Source organism: Cellvibrio sp. ATLC23 (assembly GCF_057196725.1).
Genome location: NZ_JBXUOS010000011.1, coordinates 154,651 through 174,315 on the forward strand (window position 1 = coordinate 154,651; position 19,665 = coordinate 174,315).

Here is a 19,665-nt window from a genome sequence, read left to right on the forward strand (position 1 = left end):
GGGCACATCGTTTAATCAAAATGGCGGTGGGTATCGCTTAGGCTCCACCCACCCTACTGCAGCAATGAATCAATATCAGCCGTTTATTGCGCTGGGATCAACCGCGACAACTTGCCAAGGCAGACCGTATTTATTCAAATCCTCCATAAACGGATCAGGATCGTATTGCTCCATATTCCACACGCCCGGTTTTTTCCACTTGCCTTCCAAAATCATTTTTGCACCGATCATCGCCGGAACACCGGTGGTGTAGGAAATCGCCTGGGATTTCACTTCGCGATAACACTCTTGATGGTCGCACACGTTGTACACAAACATCGCCACTGGTTTGCCATCTTTCACACCCTGAGCAAAACAACCAATACAGGTTTTGCCTTTGGTTAATGGGCCAAGGCTTGCAGGGTCAGGCAGCAGTGCTTTTAAAAATTGCAGCGGCACTATTTCACGCCCTTCAAACATGACTGGCTCAATACCCGTCATGCCCACATTGCCCAACACTTCCAAGTGTTTTAGATAATTGTCGGAAAACGTCATCCAAAAACGCGCGCGTTTAATTTCTGGAAAGTGTTTTACCAACGACTCTAATTCTTCGTGGTACATCATGTAGATTTTTTTGGGGCCGATCTCAGCGGGAAAATCAAATACCTGATTAACCGATAAAGGTGGAGTTTCAACCCAGTTGCCATTTTCCCAATAGCGACCATTAGCAGTGACTTCGCGAATATTAATTTCCGGATTAAAGTTGGTTGCAAATGGCAAACCGTGATCACCAGCGTTGCAATCGATAATATCCAGATAGTGAATCTCATCGAAATAATGTTTTTTCAAATAAGCGGTATAGACGTTGGTGACACCTGGATCAAAACCTGAACCCAAGAGTGCGGTTAAACCAGCATTTTTAAATTTATCCTGATAAGCCCACTGCCAGGAATATTCAAATTTGGCGGTATCCAACGGCTCATAGTTGGCGGTATCCAAATAATCCACGCCGGCTTCAAGACAGGCATCCATAATGGTGAGATCTTGATATGGCAGAGCGACATTGATTACCAAATCGGGTTTTTCTGCATTAATCAGCGCAACCAACTCCGGTACATTGTCGGCATTGACTTGTGCGGTTTTAATGGGACGATTTAATTGTGCGGCAATGGCTTTGCATTTTGATTCAGTGCGGCTTGCCAATACAATTTCTGAAAAGACTTCCGGCAATTGTGCGCACTTATGCACCACAACACCACTGACACCACCGGCACCGATAATTAATACTTTTGCCATAACAGGCCTCCACTAAAATAAAAAATGTTATACCTGCGCACTGGCAGCCACAGAAGTGTTAAAAATCATTTCTCGAAATAGGTATAGCCGCGCAACCCTTCAGAGTAAGCCGCTAACATTTGCTGCCGATCGGCAATAGTGATGATGTTATCGCGCACTGCCTGCTCAGCCGTTTGGCGGAATTGTTCGTAGAGTGAGTTGGGTTTGTATTCCACGTAGCTCAATACATCGGCAATGCTATCGCCATGCAGTTCGTGTACGAAATCTATGCTTCCATCGACGTTAACTCGCACACTTGCGACATTGGTATCGCCAAATAAATTGTGCAAGTCACCCAATGTTTCCTGATAAGCACCCACCAAAAACACACCGAGATAATACTCATCGCCAGCAACAATTGGGTGTAGCGGTAAAGTAGTAGACTCACCTTCGGACGTGGCAAATTTTTGTAACTTCCCATCGCAATCACAAGTTAGATCTGCGATAACCGCTTGTCGAGTAGGTTCTTCATTGAGGCGATGAATGGGCATTACCGGAAATATTTGCTCAATCGCCCAAGCGTCGGGCAAAGATTGAAAGATGCTGAAATTACCGTAATAAATATCGGCCAACAATTGTGGCAAGCTTTCTAATTCAGCTGGAATGCGTTTCATGGTTGGCAAGAGTGATGCAATTTTTTGCAGAGCCGCCAAATAAATATTTTCGCCCAATACGCGATGACGCAGATTAATATCGCCCGAGTGAAACAAATCGCGAATTTTATCGCGATAGTAAATCACATCATTGTAGGATTCCTGCAAACCGACAGCCTTAATAACCGATAAAGTGTGCCAAAGGTTTTCAATCATCTCATGGCAACCAACCGGCAAGGACTCCGGCATAGATGTAGGCTCAAAATGGGTAACATCGAGAATATTAAATAACAGCACCGATGTATGCGCGACAGTCGCGCGACCGGATTCAGTGACTATAATCGGGTGAGGTATCTGGTGGGCATCGAGGCTTTCCTGAATCGCTTCTACCACATCGATACAATATTCTTTTACCGAGTAGTTACGGCTGTGACCGTTGGTACTGCAAGTGCCGTCGTAATCAATCGCAAGGCCGCCACCTAAATCCAAATAGCCCAACGGCGCGCCCTCGCCGACTAATTCAATATAATAACGGCAAGCTTCCAATACTCCGGCACGAATACTACGAATATTCGGAATTTGCGAGCCCAAATGAAAATGCAGCAATTGAAAACAGTGCAATAAATTGGCATCGCGCAATGTATCAATTACCGCCACCAATTCATTAGTATTTAAACCGAACAGACTGCGGTCACCACTGTCTTCACTCCAATGCCCTTCAACTTTGGTGGATAATTTCAAACGTACGCCAATCAAAGGTTCAACATTCATCGCGCGGCTGCGATCGATTACCGACTGCAACTCGCTCAAAGTTTCCAATACAAAAAAACATTTGAAACCTAATTTACGCGCTTCCAATCCCAACGAAATAAATTCGGCATCTTTGTAACCATTGCAGATAATCAAGCTATCGCGATTAGTTAAGGTCGCCATTGCAATCATTAATTCTGCTTTGCTGCCCGCTTCCAAGCCGTGGTTATAGCGCTCGCCAAAACGAGCAATTTCGGCAATCACATGGCTTTGCTGATTTACTTTGATCGGAAATGCGCCGCGGTATTGACCGCGATAACCACTCGCTTCAATGGCCTGAGCAAACGAGTCATTCAAAATACTGATGCGGGAATCAAGGATGTTTTCAAGCCGCAACAACACCGGCATTTGCAAGCCGCGCTGCTGCAAACCATCGACTATGTCCATCAGCGATACACTGACTTCGCCTGCAGCTGTAGGTGCACGAACGACCACCTCACCTTTTGGCGAAACACCAAAATAACCGGTACTCCACTCATCGATACCATAAAGATCAGCGGATTTACGCGCAGACCATGTCGTTGGTTGCTCTGAGTTGTTCATAATTTCGTCCTGCATTGTTAACGGCTTTCTCGCGATAAAAAACAACGGCCCAATAATGCTGGGTATTGGGTCACTCTCTATGGCGAAAATGAAAAATGGCGCGCAATTTTCCACATTTTGGGTGAAAAATAAAGCATCGCGCCATTATGAGCAGAAATTAATCAGCAACAACCTTTTCTATTGTGCTGACTGTTGTTGCAGATATTGAATAAGTACACCCATATTTTTGATGTAAGCCCCCGTTGAAATCCCCTTCACGGGATTATTCACCGGATAGGGCGATGTATCCCATTCATCGCCGACCATAGTAGCAGCATAGTCATTAGTCGCTCTGGTGATTGGCGCGGCCCCCTTATAGGGATTGGTGGTGTAATACAGTGGCGTAGGCCAGTAGCCCTGCTGATTGAGCTCCGCGACCAAGGCCGCAGCTTGCTCTGCCAAACCTTTTGCCGCAGGCTTTTTTTGTGCGCGAAAATTTAAATCAGAAACGCTGACTTTGTCTAAGGTGAAATACCGGGGAAGCACAATATCACCCATCACTTTCAAAGGTGAGTTTGCCGTCGCCTGATCCGGCGTAAGCGCTAGCGCATCTTGATAATCGGCACGTAACTTGGCCACATTAATGATGCTGGCTGATTTGTAATGCGCGAGCATATTGCCCGGCGTGTAATCCACATAATATTCACCATTGCTCACATTCGCACCGCGCCTGTGGGTAAATAGGGGCTTATTAGTGCCCAACTCAATGAACGACGGATGGCTACGACCCTCGTATTCCGGCTTGTGAGTCGCGAACTGCAGGCTCTCCAGCCAATCTAATGCGGCGGGGATCGGCGCGAGAAACTTTGTTTCCCCTGTCATGCGGTAGAACTTGATGAGTTGCTGGATATTCTCTGCCGTGGTTGGCGTATGCAGCGATTTTGGTTCATAGGAACGAGCACCTGCAGGTACGAGTTCAAGGGTGTATTGCAGCGCCCAACCGGGTTGCGGCTGCCCCATCTGCGTCACCAAAAAACTGTTCATCGCACGGATAACAGGCTCGCGCACCCGCGCCTCTCCCAAAACTTGATAGCACATCAGTAAGAAATCGATATTTTCTGCAGCGACATCATCGTTAAAGGTAATGAATGAAGAATAGTCAGCATGATCCTTTGCAGGATGATCGTGCATCAACGGAAAACGCTGGGGCCAGCCGCCTATCGGATATTGGCTATCCAGCATAAAGTCGATTGCTTTAGTCAGTGCCGGGCGATATTTGGGATCCAGTTTTTCTATATATAAACGCAAGAGGAATTTTGCCGCCTCTGCCGTGCCCACATCATCAAAGGTCGCATTGCCGTAATAGTGCTGGAACTCCTCTAGCCGCCAAGCGCTTTTCCCGATAGTCGCATACCAATCCTTGAGCGATGCCTCACCATTGAAGTCAGCTACGTAATTCCAGCCACCACTGGGATGCTGAGCATAGATAATCGCTCCTGCGACCCGCTCAGCAGCCGTGTAATAGAATTCATCACCTGTAGCATGGTAGGCATCCAAAAAAAGATGCCCCACGCTTGCGGTCCCTGGCGGCTGCATCCAGATCATCGACCGCCGCGCCTCTAACTCACCCCACTGGCGGGAAAAGTCTGGTAAATAAGACCATACAAAACCACCACGATAACTCGCCTTTTCCAACATAAACTGGCTGGCTGTCTTCATGGTTTTATGGATTTGTTCAGGTGCAGGTTCTGCCGCAAATAAGCGCAACGATAAAAGCAACGAAATCAGAATGAAAATACAACGGGAAAAACTTGGGTTGATTATGCGCATAGTCAGTCTCTATTGTTATGGATTTTACGACCGAAAACCGTTTGCCGACAATTACTTATAATATTTGTAAACGCAGACATCCAATATCACAACAGATAATAAGCATCGTGATTACTTAGTTATAGTCGATTAACACTTATTATCCTTGCGCCAGTATCCCCTCCTCAAGCAACAAGTTGCGGGAACATTCCTTTTATTCCACCCGCTATAAACTCTACCGCTATCGCGACCAGCAACAGCCCCATAATCCGCGTAGACATAACAATACTGCGTTTACTGAGATGTTGACTGAACCAAGGTAAAAATTTGAAGCAGAGCAATAGCGAAAGGCTGACGAGCAGGATACAAAGGGTAATCGCCAAATAATGTACAACTGAACTGGACTGGTGAGCATAAACAATCACCGCACTCATAGCACCTGGCCCGGCCAACAGAGGCATAGTGAGCGGCACCAGCGCGATGGTTTCATCTTGCGCGGCCTCTATCTCAGCGGTGGTGTGCCCGCGCGACTGCAGCATCCCCAACCCCATCAATAGCAGTATCACACCACCGGCACAGCGGAAGGCATCGATACTGATTCCAAATGCCCATAAAATCCATTCACCAAATAACAGCGCGACCATCAACGCAAAAAATACTGATACAACGGTGAGGCGCGCAGTTTTATGTTGCTGTTCTTTTTTTTGATGCACGGTGAGTGCAATGAATACAGGGATAGCGCCGAGCGGATCGACGATGGCGAGCAGGCCGATCAGGAACTTGGTGTATTCGGTGATTTCGAGCATGGCTTAGTTCTTGGGGGATTTATCGCTAAGTCTAGGCCGGATTAACGATGTTGCGCAGTGGAGTTTAGTTTTTGATGCTAGGGCTGTTAGCTTTGGAGAGATTGGCATCTAAACAGTGCAACCAAGGTAAATAGGGGGATTACAGAAAAACAAGACCTGCCCCCTAAACTGCTTTTATTATTTATTATGAGGGCATAACTCATTAGTCCTGCCACTCTGCATTAAACTAAATTTATTTATCTTACAAATTATTTTATAAAATTAATGTCCCGGCATCTCCCGCTAAACCTGCGGCAGTAGCTCCACCAACAAAAGTCACATCTGATTTTCTACCGATTAAATTTTCGGTTGCTGTTTCAAATGCTTTGAGTGCAGCCAAAAGTGCCGCTGCATTGGCATATCCATTTTGCGCCTGGGGTAGATTTAACCACCGAGATAGGTATTGGGCATTCATTGTTCCGCCCGCATTAATACGCCTGTCTGCCGGAAGATGGTTTTGAGTTGCCCTGATTTGAACTTCAAGTGCAGGACAAGTAAAGAAAAAATCCAGATCACTGGCATCGCTTACATCATCGTGTGCGCCAAGTCCCTCGGCAAAGGATTGTTGATTTCTGCTCCGTATACCAGTAATGGCACTTCCTCGAACGCCAACATTCCCCAGAGGAAACCCGACCCCAAGGCTGCCATTGAGCGCAGCTTGCAAATTAGCAAGAATGGCCTCTCCTTCAGCGTTGCTTTGAACCCCTCGCAGTGGCATTCCTTTAGTGGTTCCAACATAGTGAGTTGCCCCTTTGCGTCGCTCACGCTCATCTCGCTTTTCTGTTACTGCGTCAGGAATATAATTAGGATCGCCTTCGTGTCCAACTGCTCGAGCGGCCCTATTTGCAGTGATGATGTTATCCACACTATCAGCCGCCGCATTGACGGTTAAAATCAACGCATTTAACTTTCCCATAATTTCATTCATATCACGGCTATTTAGCATAAACAGTTTGAAATAAAGATCCGCACGGTTCATAGCTGTTTTAATGTCGTCATCAATATATTGACTCGATAATCGAGTAATTTCGCCTACGACATATCGGTCATAGAATACTTGCATCATAGGTTTTGTCGGTACACCAGCACCTAAAAAGGTGGTGAAATCGGGATCAACCCTACACTGAATAATTGCACCTATGTCTTGATTCATAGGCATTTTTCTTTGGGAAAGCAGAGGAGAGCCTGCATTGTTAACAGCTTTATTTACTGGCTCCCCGACGATCTCTCTCTGCGCAACAAAGGGGTTAATCCCTATCGCCTTTTCCCCCATCACATCGGCCTCACTCTCCAACCCCAAATCATCATTAACCTGCATACTCCCCTTCATCTGCATCGTAGGCCTGACCCTCCCTTGCGCCTGCTGCACTACATGCCAAGCCTCATGCGGCAAATGCTGCTCCTGCCCCGGCGCCACATGAGTCTCACTTCCCTGCGCATAAGCATGCGCCTGCAACTGCGCTGGCTTATCAGAGTTATAGTGAACCCTTACGTGATCCATACTCATGCCCGAGAGGTTTTCTATACCAGCCTTTAAATTATCCGGCAGGCCAGTATTGTTTGGGCGGGGAGCTTCTGGAGCAGCTTCGAGTTGTGCGGGTTCTGATTCTGTTTCAAATTTACCCTGCAGGGGTTCTTCATCGTCCATTCGCTGCATGGGTTCAGATGTATTCGCAAAGTTTTGCGAAGTGGAATTTAGCTTTTGTTGCGCTGGGCTATAGGCCATCAGCTGTGCGGTGGATTTCAGTTTTTGTTGCTGTGGGCTGTTAGCCATCATGGCTTGTAGTGGTGATGAAGCAGAATTGGATTCGCGGTTATCGGAAAATGTTTGCGCAGTTGCTTTTGCCGTTTGCTGTTGATTCTGTTGGCTGGAATTGTCCTTACTGTGGGGCGCATATGTCATTGTGGTTCACCATTCAGATTCCATGAAATCTTTACCCTACGTATTTGCCGCACAGCAAATTCAGACAGGAGACCTAAGGTGAAACCTTAGAGGAAATGAACAATAAGCGATAGGTTTTTTGCTGCCAGAGTAAAATTAAAATTTGTATCCCTTTAGATAAACTGAAACATTAATGTTGAAGCAATAAAAAAGGCGATCCGAAGATCGCCTTTTCGAAAACACCACGCAAGTAAATTACCAGCCAGTGATTTCCTTCAGTGCTTTACCGATATCGGCCAAGCTCTTAACGGTTTTAACACCAGCATCTTCCAGTGCAGCAAATTTCTCATCAGCAGTACCTTTACCGCCAGAAATAATCGCACCAGCGTGACCCATGCGCTTACCAGCAGGTGCAGTTACACCAGCGATGTAAGACACAACAGGTTTAGTCACGTTTGCCTTGATGTAAGCAGCCGCTTCTTCTTCCGCAGAACCACCGATTTCACCGATCATTACGATCGCTTCAGTTTGTGGGTCAGCTTGGAACAACTTCAAAATGTCGATGAAGTTAGAACCTGGAATTGGGTCACCACCAATACCTACACAAGTAGATTGGCCGAAACCGTAATCGGTAGTTTGCTTAACCGCTTCATAAGTCAAAGTACCTGAACGCGATACGATACCTACTTTACCTGGCTTGTGAATGTGGCCTGGCATAATGCCGATTTTGCACTCGCCCGGAGTGATAACACCTGGGCAGTTAGGGCCAATCAACACTACGCCCAACTCATCACACTTAACTTTTGCGTCAAGCATGTCGAGAGTTGGGATACCTTCAGTAATACACACAATCAACTTGATGCCGCCGTTAGCTGCTTCAAGGATGGAATCTTTACAGAAAGGAGCCGGAACATAGATAACTGATGCAGTCGCACCAGTCGCTTCTACCGCTTCAGCAACAGTGTTAAACACTGGCAGGCCAAGGTGAGTTTGACCACCTTTACCTGGAGTTACACCACCAACCATTTTGGTGCCGTAAGCAATCGCTTGCTCAGAGTGGAAAGTACCTTGCGCACCGGTAAAACCCTGGCAAATTACTTTGGTATCTTTGTTAATTAAAACGCTCATGTGTCACCCCTTATTGATTCGCAGCAGCTGCAACTACTTTCTTGGCAGCGCCAGTCAAGTCGGTATCAGCGATAATGTTCAGGCCGCTTTCGGTCAGCACTTTAGCGCCAATCTCAGCGTTGTTACCTTGCAAACGAACAACAACAGGAACTTTTACACCTACTTCTTTAACCGCACCGATTACGCCTTCTGCGATCATGTCGCAACGTACGATACCGCCAAAAATGTTGATGAATACGGCTTTAACAGCGTCATCAGACAAAATGATTTTGAATGCTTCAACAACGCGCTCTTTAGTTGCACCGCCGCCTACATCGAGGAAGTTAGCCGGTTGACCACCGTGCAATTTAACGATGTCCATGGTACCCATCGCCAAACCAGCGCCGTTAACCATACAACCGATATCACCACCGAGTGCAACGTAGTTCAATTCCCACGCTGCGGCATGAGCTTCACGTGCATCTTCTTGTGATGGATCTTGCATTGCTTTCAATTCTGGATGACGGTACAGAGCGTTGCCGTCGATTACCAATTTGGCATCCAGGCAGTGCAAGTCGCCAGCTGGAGTAATAACCAATGGGTTAACTTCCAACAGAGCTAAATCTTTTTCTTTGAACAATTGCGCAAGACCCAAGAAAATCTTTACGAATTGATTGATTTGCTTGCCTTCCAAACCGAGTTTGAAAGCCAGATCGCGACCCTGGAAAGGCTGAGCGCCAACCAGCGGATCAACAGCAACTTTTAAAATCTTTTCTGGAGTATCGTGTGCTACTTTCTCGATCTCTACACCACCTTCGGTAGAGGCCATAAACACGATGCGACGACTAGAACGATCAACTACCGCACCCAAGTACAATTCTTTGGCGATATCGGTGCAAGTCTCAACTAAAATGCGGCTTACTGGCTGGCCTTTTTCATCAGTCTGGTAAGTCACCAGATTCTTGCCTAACCACTTTTCAGCGAAAGCGCGAATATCTTCTTTGCTCTTAACCAGTTTTACGCCGCCCGCTTTACCGCGGCCGCCAGCGTGAACCTGAGCTTTAACGACGAACATATCGCCGCCGATTTGATCTGCGGCAGCAACAGCCTCTTCAACAGTCGCAGCAGCAATGCCTTTAGAGACAGGCAAACCATATTGGGCAAACAGCTGCTTACCCTGATACTCGTGCAAATTCATGGTGTAGTTCCATTTGACGATGGTTGGACATGAAATTTTGATAAACATGCCAACTGGGTTATCGATGGAGACAAGCCTTATGAGCCTGCCCCCGCCTAAAAAACGAGGACTCTATGGTTCTCTTAACGCTTCTTCTTGTTGGCAATGTGGATGGCATGACCATGCACCGCCAATGCTGCTTCGTGGATTGCTTCCGATAGGGTTGGGTGACCAAACACCATCATGCCCAAATCTTCTGCACTTGAACCGAACTCCATTGCAATCGCCACTTGCTGAACCAAATCTGCAGCACTTGGACCAACAATGTGGCAACCGAGGATGCGATCAGTTTCAGCGTGAGCAATAATTTTTACCAGACCTTGCGTTTCGTTGGCAGCCATTGCGCGGCCAGAGGCTGCGAACGGGAAAGTACCAACATTGTAAGGCTCACCAGAGGCTTTAATTTGCTCCTCGGTTTTACCTACGGAGGCAACCTCTGGATGGGTATAAATTACGTTTGGAATAATGTCGTAATTAATCTGTGATTTTTGACCAGCGATACGCTCGGCAACCATCACACCCTCTTCGGAACCTTTGTGCGCCAGCATCGGACCACGCACTACGTCACCAATTGCCCAAACACCAGGGGCATTAGTTTCACATTGTTCATTTACAAAAATAAAACCGCGTTCATCCAGATTTACACCACTGTCAGCTGCCAACAAATTCTCGGTGAATGGACGACGACCAACACAGACGATTAATTTATCAAAAGTCTCTTGCTGCTCTTTGCCTTCTTTATCCAAATAAGTCACGGTTACTTCTTTACCGTTTACTTTTGAACCGGTAACACGTGAACTGGTACGGATATCCAAACCTTGTTTGGTGAGGATTTTTTGCGTTTCTTTGGCAATTTGTTGATCCATGATGGCAAGGAATGAATCTAACGCTTCCAATACCGTCACTTTAGAACCGCAACGATTCCAAACAGAACCTAATTCCAAACCGATTACGCCAGCCCCGATTACGCCCAAACGCTTTGGCACTTCGGTAAATTCCAACGCACCAGTAGAGTTAACAATGACATCGTTATCAACAGGCGCTGGAGGAATATTAATTGGGCTGGAACCTGAAGCCAAAATAACATTTTCCGCTTCATATACAGTTACTTTGCCATCAAAATCGGTGACTTCAACTTTTTTACCCGCAAGCAACTTACCAGTCCCAAACAGGCTAGTTACACCGTTAGCTTTAAACAGCCCAGCGATACCGCCAGTCAAATTTTTGATGATTTGATTTTTACGCGCAATCATCGAAGAAACATTCAGCTCTACGCCTGAAGTAGAAATACCGTGAAGGCCTAAATCTTCTTTTGCTTCGTGGTATTTGTATGAGCTATCGAGCAATGCTTTGGATGGAATGCAACCCACATTCAAACAAGTACCGCCATTAACGCCCTTGCCTTCTTCGTTTTTCCACTTTTCAACACAAGCAGTCTTCAGACCAAGCTGTGCAGCGCGAATAGCAGCAACATAGCCCGCGGGGCCAGAGCCGATAACTATCACATCAAATTTTTCAGACATAACAATGTTCCTAAATTATTAACAGTCGGTTACAGCCTTGTGAGCAGTAACCCTTCACATAAAAAAACGCTCTTAGGTTGCCAAGAGCGTTTCAAAAAAGCAGGTTATATTTCTAGCAAAATACGCGCTGGATCTTCCAGTAAATCTTTGATGGTCACAAGGAATTGCACAGCCTCTTTCCCATCGAGCAAACGGTGATCGTAAGACAGAGCCAAGTACATCATCGGCAGGATTTCTACTTTGCCGTTAACAGCCATGGGACGCTCTTGAATTTTGTGCATGCCCAAAATTGCCGATTGTGGCAAGTTCAAAATTGGAGTCGACAAAAGTGAACCGAACACGCCGCCGTTGGTGATAGTGAAAGTGCCTCCAGACATTTCTTCAATGCCCAACTTACCGTCACGTGCACGCAAGCCGAAATCACGAATAGTGTTTTCGATGGTAGCCAAACTCATGTTTTCTGCATTACGCAACACTGGCACCACTAATCCTTTATCAGTTGATACAGCAACGCCAATATCCTGATAACCATGGTAAACGATATCGTTGTTGTCGATTGAAGCATTTACAGCAGGGAAACGACGCAGTGCTTCTGCAGCCGCTTTTACAAAGAAACTCATAAAACCTAAACGTGAACCATTGTGGGTTTTTTCAAATTGATCTTTGTATTTTGCGCGCAGAGCCATTACAGGGCCCATATTCACTTCATTAAACGTAGTGAGCATTGCAGTAGTATTCGAAGCCTCTAACAGGCGCTCAGCGATACGCTTACGTAAACGCGTCATAGGCACACGCTTCTCAACACGGTCACCCGCAGCTTCGATTGCAGCAGCTGGAGCTGATACGACTGCAGGTGCGCTAACAGCGGGGGCTGATTTCAAATGATTGGCAACATCTTCTTTGGTCACACGCCCATCTTTACCACTACCAGACACTGTAGCGGTATTAACGTTGTTTTCTTCAGCCATTTTACGCGCAGCTGGATTAACCAACTTTTCAGCGGTAGCCGCAACAGGAGCTGGCGCACTTGCTGCAGGAGCAGCGGCAATCGCAACGCCTGCCGCACCTTCAACAAAACGCGCAATGACTTCATTACTTAAAATAGTTTCGCCCTCGCCTTTAATAATTTCAGCAATACTGCCATCGGCTGGGGCAACCACTTCCAATACAACCTTGTCGGTTTCAATATCAACAATCAACTCATCGCGCTTGACGGCTTCACCTGGTTTTTTGTGCCAGGTTGCTACCGTGCCATCGGCAACGGATTCAGGGAAGGTAGGGGCTTTGATTTCAATACTCATGCTATTCCATCTCTCTGTAGCGCTAGGATTATTTGATCAATTCAATCAGTTAGTTAGAGCACTCACACTGTGAGCGCTTTATTCACAAAACGTTTTTCTTCTTCAAGGTGTGCAGACATGTAACCACCCGCTGGCGCGGCCGATGGATCACGACCAACATAATCCAGATACATATCTTTGCCATACAGTGTTTGTACAACATGGCGCATATGATGTTGACTGCTATACCAAGCACCTTGGTTCATAGGCTCTTCCTGACACCAGAAGATATCTTTAATACCTTTGAATGGTGACATGGCCGCTTTCAGCTCTTCCTCAGGGAAAGGATACAGCTGCTCCAGACGGATCAGTGCAATATTTTCCTGGTTGCGAGCAGTGCGCTCTTCAAGGAGGGTGTAATACACCTTGCCGCTACAAAGAATAACGCGCTCTACTTTTGCGGGATCAACGCTGTTGTCACCAATTACATTTTGGAAGCAACCATCTGCCAACTCTTCCAGCGTTGAAGTAGCCAACTTATGACGCAGCAATGATTTAGGGCTCATTACAACTAATGGACGACGCATCGGGCGAATCGCCTGACGACGCAACATATGGAACACTTGCGCAGGCGTAGTCGGCACACAAACTTGAATGTTGTGTTCAGCACACAGTTGCATAAAGCGCTCAAGACGTGCAGATGAATGCTCTGGCCCTTGCCCTTCATAACCGTGTGGCAGCAACATGGTCAAACCGCACAAACGGCCCCATTTGTGTTCACCGCTGGTAATAAATTGGTCGATCACAACTTGTGCACCATTTGCGAAGTCGCCAAATTGCGCCTCCCAAATCACCAAGCCGGTTGGCGAAGTTGTTGAATATCCATATTCAAACGCAAGCACAGCTTCTTCTGACAAATAGGAATCAAACAGCTCAAATGAAGGCTGGTTAGGTGCCATATTTGCCAGGGGCACATAAGCAGAACCATCTTTCTGACTGTGCACTACAGCATGACGATGTGAGAAGGTACCACGACCAACATCCTGACCGGTCATCCGAATCTGAAAGCCCTGCTCAATCAAGGTTGCATAAGCCAAGGTTTCAGCCATCCCCCAATTCAAGGCCAATGCTCCAGCAGCCATTTTACGGCGATCTTCGTAAATCTTTTCGACCTGTTTTTGCAGCACAATTCCATCAGGAATTTCACACATTTTGTTGGCCGCTGCCTGCAACGCTTTGAGATCGCTACCCGTGTTAGCCGGAGTAACCCAATCATGACCAATGTAGGGCGACCAATCCACAAACAAACTGCGATCCGGCTCGCTCACCAAACCGCTGGCAACATTCTCTCCACGGTCTAATGCCGCTCGGTATACAGTGGTCATATCATCTGCAGCTGCTTGACTGAGTATGTTTTCAGCAACCAATTTATCTGCATACAAAGTGCGAGTAGTTTTCAAGCTGCGAATGATTTGATACATCAACGGCTGAGTAGCTGAAGGCTCATCAGTTTCGTTATGGCCGCGACGACGATAACAAACCAGATCAATTACCACGTCCTTTTTGAATTCGTAACGATAGTCCATCGCCAATTGAGCAACAAACAATACAGCTTCCGGATCATCGCCATTCACATGGAAAATGGGGCACTCAATCATTTTGGCAACGTCGGTACAGTACTCTGTCGAGCGTGCATCTTCGCGTTTGTTGGTAGTGAAACCAACCTGATTATTAATCACAATATGCAATGTGCCGCCAGTACCATAAGCGCGGGTTTGAGACATTTGGAATGTCTCCATAACCACACCTTGACCTGCGAATGCAGCATCGCCATGGACGTTGATTGGTACAACTTTAGCGCCAGTCTTATCGTTGCGGCGGTCTTGGCGTGCACGAACAGACCCTTCAACCACAGGTGATACAATTTCCAGATGTGACGGGTTAAACGCCATCGCCAAGTGTAACTCGCCGCCCGGAGTCATCAAGTTCGACGAAAAACCAGAGTGGTACTTCACATCACCTGACGTTTTTAATGAACGCTTACCATCAAACTCGGCAAACAATTCCGCCGGGCTCTTACCAAATACGTTAATTAATGCATTCAAGCGGCCACGGTGAGCCATGCCCAGTACAATTTCTTTTGCACCGTAGGTGCCTGCACGCTTTACCAAAGCATCTACAAGTGGGATGAAACTTTCACCGCCCTCAAGACCAAAACGTTTGGTTCCAGGATATTTACTGTCGAGATGACGCTCAAGGCCTTCAGCAGCAGTCAAACGCTCAAGCAAGGCAAGACGCTGTTCTTTACTGAACTCGGGATTAGAACGCACACTCTCAAGACGCTGCTGCAACCATTGTTTTTCGGCGAGTGGCGTAATGTGCATAATTTCAGCACCGATATGACCACAATAGGTCTTTTCTAATGCTTCAATAATTTCACGCAAAGTTGCCTGCTCTTTACCAATAAACAAAACACCGGCGTTAAATACAGTGTCTAAATCAGCATTGGTAAGGCCATGAAAGCCTAACTCTAAGTCAGGAACTGGGTCGCGTTTCATTATGCCCAATGGATCGAGCTGGGCTTTTTGATGACCGCGGAACCGGTAAGAGCTAATGAGCTGAAGTACTTTAATTTGTTTTTGTTCGTGTTCTGCACTGACAGAACCCCCTGCCACTGAGACAGTGCGAACACGGGATTTACCCAACTGTTCGAATTGGGCACGAATGACCGAATGGGGAGTATCTTGAGTCAGTACACCGTTCACACGGGGAAGCTGATCGAAGTAATTGCGCCATTCTTCAGGAACGGCATTAGGATTGTGTAGATATGTGTCGTAGAGCTCTTCGACATAAGCAGCGTTCCCACCAGAGATGTGAGACGTACTCCAAAATTGCTCCATAATGCTGTCTTGCATTCCACTCACCTTAATCATTGGGGACTCAGGCAAATCCCCTGCTATCAACTAGCGGTTAGCTACCAAACGCTTTCAACTTGTGATTAAAAGCGCCGCTTTTAAGTCGTCGCAACATTGAGTTACAACAAACAGTTTTTCAACGCTGTGAGTGCCAAGGCGCTCACTTTGTCATCATATTTTTGTCAGCTTCAGATACAGAAAAGCGCCACCTTAGGTAGCGCTCTGTAACAACATATTACGAATATGACCAATGGCTCGTGTCGGGTTTAACCCTTTGGGGCAAACCGCCACACAGTTTTGAATACCATGACAACGGAATACACTGAAAGGATCATCCAAATTGGCCAGTCGCTTCTCTGTCGCCAAATCACGGCTATCTGCCAGGAAACGATATGCTTGTAACAAACCAGCAGGACCGATGAATTTATCGGGATTCCACCAGAAAGATGGACAACTCGTTGAGCAACAGGCGCAGAGTATACACTCATAAAGACCATCGAGCTTCTCGCGATCTGCAGGTGATTGCAAACGCTCGATTGCCGGCGCAGGCGTATCGTTTTGCAAGTAAGGTTCAATTTTCTTGTATTGGTCGTAGAACTGAGTCATATCAACCACTAGATCGCGGATTACTGGCAAACCAGGCAAGGGGCGCAGAATCAGCGTATTGTTTTTTACGCATTCAGAAATTGGCTTGATGCAAGCCAATCCATTCTTGCCATTAATATTCATACCGTCAGAGCCACATACACCTTCACGGCATGAGCGACGATAAGCCAAGCTTTCATCTTGCGCTTTCAGTAATTCCAATACATCCAGCACCATCAAGTCTTTACCCTGAGTGTCTAACTCATAGGTCTTCATATAAGGGGCATTATCTGTGTCAGGGTTGTAGCGATAAACTTGAACTTTCAACATAATTTTTCTCCCGATTAACCTATGCGGTTATTACCAACGTGGTTATTAATAGGTGCGTTTTTTAGGTTGGAAAGCTTCCATAGTGCGCGGTTTGAAATTTACCGCACGCTTGCCTACACGCTTTTCACCGGGGAAATACATTGAGTGACACAACCAGTTGGCATCATCACGATCCTCAAAGTCATCGCGCGCATGAGCACCGCGTGATTCTTTGCGCTCTTCCGCCGCGATTGCCGTTGCCTCAGCCACTTCAAGCAAGTTTTGCAATTCCAATGCCTCAATACGAGCTGTATTAAACGCATTGCTCTTATCGGTAATGGAGACGTTTTCAATGCGCTTGCGCAGCTCTGCAAGCTGCTCAATACCTTTCTGCATAAACTCACCCTTACGGAATACACCGAAGTAGTTTTGCATGATGGTTTGCAACTCTTTACGGAGAATCGAAGCACTTTCACCTGTGGTAGATGTATTGATTTTGTTCAGGCGCGCCATGGCCTTGTCAATGTCTGACTGGGTTGCATCACGATGCTCAATACCTTCACGCAATGCCTTTTCGATGTACAAACCAGCTGCACGGCCAAATACCACTAAATCGAGCAGTGAGTTACCACCTAAACGGTTGGCACCGTGGACGGACACACAAGCCACTTCACCACAAGCAAAAAGGCCATCAATCACTACATCATTGCCTTCCGCATCAACAGTCAACGCCTGACCATTCACGTTGGTAGGAATACCACCCATCATATAATGGCAGGTTGGAACCACCGGAATTGGCGCATAAACCGGATCAACATGAGCAAAGGTGCGCGACAATTCGCAAATACCTGGCAACTTGCTCTCCAGAACCTCTTCACCCAAATGATCAAGTTTCAGCAACACGTGATCTTTATTCGGACCAACACCGCGCCCTGCAATAATTTCCTGAATCATTGAACGCGCTACTACGTCCCGACCCGCAAGGTCTTTTGCATTAGGTGCATAACGCTCCATGAAGCGTTCGCCGTCTGCATTGATGAGATAGCCACCTTCACCGCGACAACCTTCAGTTACAAGCACACCCGCACCAGCAATACCGGTTGGATGGAACTGCCACATTTCGATATCTTGCACTGGGAAGCCAGCACGTAATGCCATACCAACACCATCACCGGTATTAATGTGCGCATTAGTCGTGGATGCATAGATACGCCCTGCGCCACCGGTCGCCAATACGGTTGCCTTTGCTTTTACATAAACGGTTTCACCGTCTTCAATATTAATTGCGATAACACCAACCACCGCACCGTCTTCATTTTTTACCAAATCAACGGCAAACCATTCGTTCAGGAATACAGTTTTATTTTTCAGATTGCCTTGGTAAAGAGTGTGCAGCAATGCATGGCCGGTACGGTCTGCAGCAGCACATGTACGTGCCGCCTGACCGCCTTCGCCGAAATTTTTAGATTGACCGCCAAATGGACGTTGATAAATACGCCCCTCTTCAGTACGAGAGAATGGCAAGCCCATATGCTCTAGCTCAAACACAGCCTCTGGACCGACTGAACACATGTATTCAATAGCATCCTGATCACCGATGTAGTCAGAACCTTTTACAGTGTCATACATGTGCCAGCGCCAATCGTCATTTGGATCAGCACTCGCAATTGCACAAGTAATACCGCCTTGAGCAGATACAGTGTGTGAACGGGTTGGAAATACTTTAGTAATTACTGCTGTTTTATAACCGGATTGAGCCAATTGCAAAGCTGCGCGCATGCCCGCACCACCGCCGCCAACCACAATACCGTCAAAAGAAATCGTGCGCATAGTAGCCATTAGTTAACACCCCAAATTACCTGAACACCCCAAACCAAATAGGTGACTGCAACTGCACCCAGAACTATCTGGGCAAATATACGTAAGAAAGTTGCTTTGGAGCCTAATAGACGAGTAGTTAAATAATCAGTCAGCACTGCCCACAAACCAATCCAAGCATGGGATATAAAGGAAAGAAGAGTGACAAGAGTAAACACGCGCATCCACAATTGATTGTAAAGGGATTGCCACTGCTCGAAAGTCAGCTCAGGATTTAATGCCAAATAGGCGACAATAAAAATCGTGTATGCCGCCATAACAGCACCACCAACACGCTGGATCAGCCAATCGTAAAGACCACTTCTCCCGAAACTGGTTACTGAAGTTACCATACCCACACCCCCGCCAATACGATCAGAACAATGGCAACAAACAACGCAATCTTAGCGCCGGTTTGACCGCCTTGAAGTGATTCACCAATACCGAAATCCATAATCAAGTGGCGAATACCTAATACCATGTGATAAGCCAACCCCGCCAACACAGCCCAGAGGACAAATTGACAAATAGGGTTTGCAGCCATATCACTCATGCTGTTAAAACCTTCCTGCGAATCAAGACTGGTATCGAGCATCCACAAAAGGACAGCAACACCGGCAAAAAGGAAAACACCAGAGGCGCGATGAAGAATGGAAACGTAGGCAGTAATGGGGAGTTTAATCGTCGCTATATCTAGGTTGACAGGTCTTTTCTTGTTCACGGTCTATCTCACCTTTATGCCCATCGCGGGCAGGTTTAAGAATAAGCGCTTCATTTTTTATCATTTAAAAATGACCTTAAATGAAACACGCCCTGCAAGTCGCGCAGCATTATAGAGATTGGCCTCTGGAAACACAAACAAAAACCCCAATGGAAACCAACCCAAATTACAACATCAGAATATCGCCATTTTTTTAACGGCACTTTTACGCAACACCTTGATTACATTAAAAGATTCCAACAAAAACGCACCTCAAGCGCGCACTTTCAGGCGCACCGCTCCAGATGAGTGCAACCACCTAAACAGACCCTAGAGATAACCTAACGCACCACCACTGAAGCGACACTCAACCACGC

At 46.6% G+C, this 19,665-nt stretch carries 14 protein-coding genes; all 14 read right to left on the minus strand.

Annotation, left to right across the window (positions count from 1 at the left end; genetic code table 11):
• Nucleotides 1-75: 75 nt before the first annotated feature.
• The 14 genes from AC2CG4_RS16665 to sdhC all read right to left on the minus strand — a co-directional run bounded on the left by AC2CG4_RS16665 (nt 76) and on the right by sdhC (nt 19,309).
• Nucleotides 76-1,275, minus strand: coding sequence for a saccharopine dehydrogenase family protein (locus AC2CG4_RS16665; protein ID WP_484487342.1), 1,200 nt, complete (start codon nt 1,273-1,275; stop codon nt 76-78).
• A 65-nt stretch (nt 1,276-1,340) separates the two neighbouring features.
• On the minus strand, nt 1,341-3,260 hold the full coding sequence (gene speA, locus AC2CG4_RS16670; protein ID WP_484487343.1) for a biosynthetic arginine decarboxylase: 1,920 nt from the start codon (nt 3,258-3,260) through the stop codon (nt 1,341-1,343).
• Between the two features lie 177 nt (nt 3,261-3,437).
• Nucleotides 3,438-5,069, minus strand: a complete 1,632-nt coding sequence (locus AC2CG4_RS16675; protein ID WP_484487344.1) for a pectate lyase — start codon at nt 5,067-5,069, stop codon at nt 3,438-3,440.
• Between the two features lie 164 nt (nt 5,070-5,233).
• A complete protein-coding gene (locus AC2CG4_RS16680; protein ID WP_484487345.1) occupies nt 5,234-5,854 on the minus strand; it encodes a MarC family protein in 621 nt (206 codons plus the stop codon).
• 253 nt (nt 5,855-6,107) lie between these two features.
• The gene (locus AC2CG4_RS16685; RefSeq protein WP_484487346.1) at nt 6,108-7,796 is read right to left on the minus strand and encodes an eCIS core domain-containing protein; all 1,689 of its coding nucleotides are present in this window, start codon (nt 7,794-7,796) and stop codon (nt 6,108-6,110) included.
• A gap of 234 nt (nt 7,797-8,030) precedes the next feature.
• On the minus strand, nt 8,031-8,903 hold the full coding sequence (sucD, locus tag AC2CG4_RS16690) for a succinate--CoA ligase subunit alpha (RefSeq protein WP_484487347.1): 873 nt from the start codon (nt 8,901-8,903) through the stop codon (nt 8,031-8,033).
• A gap of 10 nt (nt 8,904-8,913) precedes the next feature.
• Nucleotides 8,914-10,080, minus strand: a complete 1,167-nt coding sequence (gene sucC, locus AC2CG4_RS16695) for an ADP-forming succinate--CoA ligase subunit beta (RefSeq protein ID WP_062067363.1) — start codon at nt 10,078-10,080, stop codon at nt 8,914-8,916.
• Nucleotides 10,081-10,202: 122 nt separating this feature from the next.
• Nucleotides 10,203-11,642 carry a dihydrolipoyl dehydrogenase gene (gene lpdA / locus AC2CG4_RS16700; RefSeq protein WP_484487348.1) on the minus strand — a complete coding sequence of 480 codons (1,440 nt, stop codon included), beginning with the start codon at nt 11,640-11,642 and terminating at the stop codon, nt 10,203-10,205.
• Nucleotides 11,643-11,746: 104 nt separating this feature from the next.
• A complete protein-coding gene (gene odhB / locus AC2CG4_RS16705; RefSeq protein ID WP_484487349.1) occupies nt 11,747-12,943 on the minus strand; it encodes a 2-oxoglutarate dehydrogenase complex dihydrolipoyllysine-residue succinyltransferase in 1,197 nt (398 codons plus the stop codon).
• A gap of 62 nt (nt 12,944-13,005) precedes the next feature.
• Nucleotides 13,006-15,837, minus strand: coding sequence for a 2-oxoglutarate dehydrogenase E1 component (locus tag AC2CG4_RS16710; protein WP_484487350.1), 2,832 nt, complete (start codon nt 15,835-15,837; stop codon nt 13,006-13,008).
• Nucleotides 15,838-16,047: 210 nt separating this feature from the next.
• Entirely contained in the window at nt 16,048-16,752 is a 705-nt protein-coding gene (locus AC2CG4_RS16715; protein WP_062067375.1) for a succinate dehydrogenase iron-sulfur subunit, read from the minus strand.
• 45 nt (nt 16,753-16,797) lie between these two features.
• Complete coding sequence (gene sdhA, locus AC2CG4_RS16720) at nt 16,798-18,570, minus strand: succinate dehydrogenase flavoprotein subunit (RefSeq protein ID WP_484487351.1); 1,773 nt, start codon at nt 18,568-18,570, stop codon at nt 16,798-16,800.
• Complete coding sequence (gene sdhD, locus AC2CG4_RS16725) at nt 18,570-18,941, minus strand: succinate dehydrogenase, hydrophobic membrane anchor protein (protein WP_062067381.1); 372 nt, start codon at nt 18,939-18,941, stop codon at nt 18,570-18,572. Before sdhD ends, sdhA begins: the two co-directional genes overlap by 1 nt.
• Complete coding sequence (gene sdhC, locus AC2CG4_RS16730; RefSeq protein ID WP_062067384.1) at nt 18,935-19,309, minus strand: succinate dehydrogenase, cytochrome b556 subunit; 375 nt, start codon at nt 19,307-19,309, stop codon at nt 18,935-18,937. The genes sdhD and sdhC overlap by 7 nt, the downstream gene beginning before the upstream one ends.
• Between the last annotated feature and the right edge of the window lie 356 nt (nt 19,310-19,665).